At 62.2% G+C, this 5,101-nt stretch carries 5 protein-coding genes; 1 reads left to right on the top strand and 4 read right to left on the bottom strand.

Going from position 1 to position 5,101, the window contains the following annotated elements:
- From EOD15_RS28140 to EOD15_RS28125, 4 genes are all read right to left on the bottom strand, one after another.
- Positions 1 to 743: amidohydrolase (locus EOD15_RS28140; RefSeq protein ID WP_127409041.1), on the bottom strand; the 743-nt coding region annotated here is incomplete at its 3' end.
- Positions 740 to 1,549, bottom strand: a complete 810-nt coding sequence (locus tag EOD15_RS28135; RefSeq protein WP_127321019.1) for an ABC transporter permease — start codon at positions 1,547 to 1,549, stop codon at positions 740 to 742. The genes EOD15_RS28140 and EOD15_RS28135, both read right to left, overlap by 4 nt.
- Positions 1,546 to 2,523 (bottom strand): ABC transporter permease, encoded by a 978-nt coding sequence (locus tag EOD15_RS28130; protein ID WP_210212209.1) that lies wholly within the window; start codon positions 2,521 to 2,523, stop codon positions 1,546 to 1,548. The genes EOD15_RS28135 and EOD15_RS28130 overlap by 4 nt, the downstream gene beginning before the upstream one ends.
- Positions 2,524 to 2,776: 253 nt before the next feature.
- Entirely contained in the window at positions 2,777 to 3,832 is a 1,056-nt protein-coding gene (locus EOD15_RS28125; protein WP_127321021.1) for an ABC transporter substrate-binding protein, read from the bottom strand.
- A gap of 121 nt (positions 3,833 to 3,953) precedes the next feature.
- On the opposite strand from EOD15_RS28125, the gene EOD15_RS28120 reads away from it, so the two are divergent.
- Positions 3,954 to 5,101, top strand: a 1,148-nt coding sequence (locus tag EOD15_RS28120) for an aminotransferase class III-fold pyridoxal phosphate-dependent enzyme (protein WP_127409040.1), incomplete at its 3' end; no start/stop codon positions are given.

Raw genomic sequence — 5,101 nt, 5'->3', positions numbered from 1 at the left:
GGGATGGTGTTGAAGGCTTCGCCGGCGCGCAGGCTGCCAACGGTGACGATTGCCGGAGAGTGCACATCGGTCAGGCGACCGGGCAGGGCTTCGATTGCCAGCAGGATGCGCGCGGCGACGGGGAGTGGATTGATCGCCAGATGCGGCATCGCCGCGTGGCCGCCCCTTCCATGGACGACGATCTCGAAGCGATCGGCCGCCGCGGCCACCGTTCCGCGGTGGACGGCGATCTCGCCGAGAGGCCGTTCGCAATTATGCAGCGCGTAGACTTCATCGCAAGGGAAACGCTCGAAAAGGCCATCATTCAGCATGGCGAGTGCCCCACCTCGACCCTCCTCGGCCGGCTGGAAAATGAAATGCACGGTACCGGCGAAGTTGGGCGAGCGGGCAAGCGCCGAGGCTGCGCCGAGCAGCATCGTCGTGTGACCGTCATGGCCGCAGCCATGCATCCTCCCGGGAATGCGGGATGCATGCGGCAGCGGCCGCGCCTCGGTCATCGGCAGGGCGTCCATGTCGGCTCGGATGCCAAGACTGCGACCAGCGCCGAGCCTGCCCCTGAGCGTGCCAACGACACCTGTCCGTCCGACGCCTTCGGTCGTCTCGATGCCCCACGAGCGCAGTTTGTCCGCCACGAAACGCGCCGTCTCGAACTCTTCGAAGCCGAGTTCTGGATTGGCATGCAGATGCCGCCGCCAGGTCGTCATCTCGGTCTCCAACTGCTGTACCGATGGAACCAGTCTCATGCCGATGCCCTTGCGCGGAGAGTTTGCGAGCGGCCCTGAAGGATGGCGATGACACCAAGCAGGGTCGCAGAGAATGCGATCAGCATCACAGCGACGGCCGCGATGGCAGGGCTGATGGATTCGCGAACCCCGGAGAAGATCATGCGAGGCAAGGTTCGCTCCGCGCCTGTCGAGAGGAAACTTGCGACGACGACTTCGTCGAAAGAGATGATGAAGGCGATGATGGCCCCTGTAATGACGCCCGGCGCTATCAGCGGCAGCACTACCTTGAAGAATGTGCGGATGGTGCCGGCGCCGAGCGAGGCGGCCGCGCGAACCAATGTCCGGTCGAAGGTCGAAAGGCTGGCGACGACAGTCGTCAGCATCACAGGCACGGCCATCGCCGTATGCACCAGAATGATGGATAGCTTGTTGCCGACGAGTCCCAGTGTGGCGAAGAATGAAAAGGCCGCGACGCCGACGATGACGACTGGCGTCACCAAGGGCGCGGCGATGATCGCGTAGAGGATTCGCTTGCCGGCAAAATCGCCCCAGGCGAGCCCGATCGCCGCCGGTATGCCGAGCAGCAACGCCAGGACCGTGGTGGACAGCCCGATGACGACCGAGTTCCACAGCGCGTTCGGCCAGCGCTGGTCGACCCACAGTTCGGCATACCAGCGCAGCGACCAGCCCGGCGTCGGAAATGCCAGCGAATTGCTCGAGGTCAGCGACATAGGGATCACGATCAGCAGGGGCAGGATGATGAACGCCAGCAACGTCGCCGCATAAGCATACATCAGCCACTTCCGGAAGCGGTCGGCGCTCATGCGACATGCGCCTTGCGGCGGAAGAGGACGGACGCCGTCCAGAACAGCAACGCAAACAACACGAGGATCATCAGCAGTTGCAGCGAAAGCGCTGCACCCATGCCCCAGTTCAGTGTGCTGTTCGTGTAGAAAGCTATGTAGCTGGAGATCATCTGGTCGGTCGGCCCGCCGACAAGCGTCGGGGTGATGTAGTAGCCAAGTGCGAAGACAAAAACGATCGCCCCGCCGGACAGGATCCCTGGCAGGATCAACGGTAACTGCACGCGGCGCCACGCCGTGAGCCACGGCGCACCCAGCGACAGTGCCGCGCGCATGTAGGTGGTCGGAACCCGCCGCATGACAGCGACGACGGAGAGCACCATCATAGGCAGCAGAACCTGAACCATCGCCAAATAGAGCGAAAAGCGGGTGTAGATGAGGTCGAGGGGTTCGCTGACGATACCCAATCCGAGCAGAGTGGAATTCACGGGGCCGTTCTTCTGCAGCACGATGATCCAGATGACGGTGCGCACCAGCAGCGACGTCCAGAGCGGAAACAGGATCAACGCGAACATCAGCTTCGACCACGCCGGGGGCGCGCTGACAATTGCCTGCGCCAGCGGCACGGCGAGCACCGCGCAGATGACGGTCACCACGATGCTGATCCAGATCGTACGCAGCAGCGCGTCGACGAAGATGGCGCGGTCGGCGGAAACGGCTTCGATCGAATTGTCCGCGCCTCGCTTCAGGTCCAGGCTCGCAAGCAGATAATAGTCCGTTCGCGCGCTTTGCTGACGCGCTATGACCTGCCAGAGATCGATGTTTTTCCAGCCGCCCTGTTTGGAGAGCACCTCGTCGCGCACGGGACGCATAGTGAGTTTGCCGTCGGCCGCATCCTTTGCCGTCTTGATGACGAGGAAACGGCTGCCGACGACGCGCTGGTTTACTAGTTGCGCCAGGACGCCTTCCTTCCCGGCGCGCCGCGCGTCGGCCAAATCCTCGACGAGTGCTGCAAAGACGGGTTCGCCAGGCAGGCCGCTATCTGCTTTCCAGCCCGCCAGAGCGGCAATTGTACGCGGCAGGTTGTTCGAGAAATCCGAGTTGTCGACGGCCAGAGCGAGGAAGCGCGCTACCGGCCAGAGAAACAGAATGACGACGAATAGAATAAGCGGGGCCGTCAACAGGGCGAGCATGCCGCCCCGTTGGCGCCGCTTCATAGCCGGCTTTGTCCCGACCAACATGCCTGGGTTACTTCGCGAGCCAGGCCTTGAAGCGTTCTTCCAGTGCTTCCTTGTGCTCGGTCCAGAAGTCGTTGTCATAGGAGGCGCCGTACTGAAGGTGCTCCGGCGACGTCGGCAGGTTGACCTTCCAATCCGCGGGAATGAGGTCTGCGGCTTCCTTGCGGCCGGTGCCATAGGCATAGAGTTTCGAGAAGCCGGCCTGGTTTTCAGGGATGGAGAACCACTTAAGGAGATCCAGCCCGGCCTGCTGGTGCGGCGCGCCCTTCACCACCGCCCAGTAGTCGGTGCCATAGAAGAAGCCAGCGTCCCATGCGATCGCATAGGGCTTCTTCTCGTTGATGGCTTCGTTGGTGATGCGCGCATTGAACCCGTCGCTGAGAGCCACTTCACCACTGTCGAGGTTCTGGATGCCCTGCGTCGTTGTGGACCACCAGACGACGTGCGCCTTGATCTTGTCGAGCATGGCGAAAGCCCGGTCGACACCTTCCGGCGTGGCCAGCACCTTGTACATGTCCTCGCGTTTCACGCCGTCGGCCATCAGCGCATTTTCCAGCGTGAACTGCGCCTGCTGGTAAAGCCCGCGTTTTCCCGGAAATTTCTCGACGTTCCAGAAGTCCGCCCAGCTCTTCGGCGCGGCGTCACCTTTATAGACCTTCGTGTTGTAGGCGAGGACCGTAGCCCAGGTGTCGGACGCGACGCCGCATTCGTGCAGGGTGCCTGGAAGATAATTCGCCGCGTCGCCGGTGATCTCGGGCGTCAGCGGGACGAACAGGCCTTCGGCGCAGCCGACTTCCATGGCGGGCGCTTCGACCGAGACGACGTCATAAGTGATGTTGCCCGCCTGCACCTGGGCACGCACCTTGGCGACCTCGCCGCCCCATTCTTCCATGACGATCGGAACGCCCGTCTTTTCGGTGTACTTGTCCCAGACCCCATCCTTGTAGGCCTTGTCCCATGTACCCCCCCAGCCGACCACCGTGACGGGGTCGGCCGCGGACGCGGCCAAAGTCGAGGTCGCGAGGCAGATCGCGGCGGCAGATACGGCTTGCAGATAAGTCCTCATTGCAGTTCCCCTTTCTTATCGTTGTGGATTTGATCAAATTTCAAACGCAAAATGGATTGATTAGCAACAGGAATTTGCGATAGGGTGCAAAAAAGTTGAAAAGACGAGGGGATTTGATCGAATGCTGCAAGGCACTAGAGACCTGCGCGCCAATGTCAGTCTCGCTGCTGTTCTGGATGAGGCCCGACAGCGTTTCGCTGACGCCAACCCGAACAGCCTGGCGCGTCAGAACGAGGCCGCGGCATCGTTGCCGGGTGGCAATACGAGGGCTGTTCTATGGTATCCGCCGTTCCCCGTATCGTTTGTTTCCGGCGACGGCTGCAGGGTCACCGATCTCGACGGCCATACCTATGTCGACCTGGTCTCGGAATACAGCGCCGGTTTTTACGGCCATTCCGACAAGGCGATTTCGGCAGCCCTTGTGGACGTAATACAGGGCGGCATCATGCTGGGCGCCCCCAACCGCTACGAAGCGCGCCTTGCAGCGGCGGTGGTCGACCGTTTTCCAGCCATAGAGCGCGTGCGCTTCTGCAACTCGGGCACCGAGGCGAACATCATGGCTATTTCGGCGGCTCGCGCCATCACAAAGCGCTCGAAGATACTCGCATTCCGCGAGGGCTACCACGGTGGCGTACTCACTTTTGCGCATGGCGGCTCACCGCTCAATCTACCGTTCCCCTTTGTCTTCGCCGACTACAACGATAGTGCAGGCGCCGTGGCGCTCATCAAGGAACAGGGCGACGAGCTTGCCGCGGTGATCGTCGAGCCGATGATGGGCGGCGGCGGCTGCATCCCGGCGACGCGTGAGTTCCTGGAAGCGCTACGCGCCGCGACGAAGGACACCGGGGCGCTGCTGATTTTCGACGAGGTCATGACTTCGCGCCTCGACTACCGCGCGCTCCACGGGGCGCATGGGATTTTTCCCGATTTCGTGACGCTCGGCAAGTATATCGGCGGCGGCGCCAGTTTTGGCGCATTCGGTGGACGCGCCGACCTCGTCGATCGCTTCGATCCGGCTTTGCCCGGTGCGTTCTCGCATGGCGGGACGTTCAACAACAATATTCTCAGCATGGCTGCTGGCTTCACCGGTCTGACCCAGGTGCTGACGCAAGAGGCGAGCCGCGCGATCAATGCGCGCGGCGACCGCCTGCGCGAAGCGATGAACGTCTCCCTTGAAAGGCATGGCGTCGAGGGCATCGTCATAGGGCGAGGGTCTTTGATGAACCTGCATTTCGTGGAGGGGCCGGTGGACACTCCGGCGCGGCTCGA

Source organism: Mesorhizobium sp. M7A.T.Ca.US.000.02.2.1 (assembly GCF_003996995.1).
Lineage (GTDB): Bacteria > Pseudomonadota > Alphaproteobacteria > Rhizobiales > Rhizobiaceae > Mesorhizobium.
This window is presented reverse-complemented; position numbering and strand designations above follow the sequence as displayed.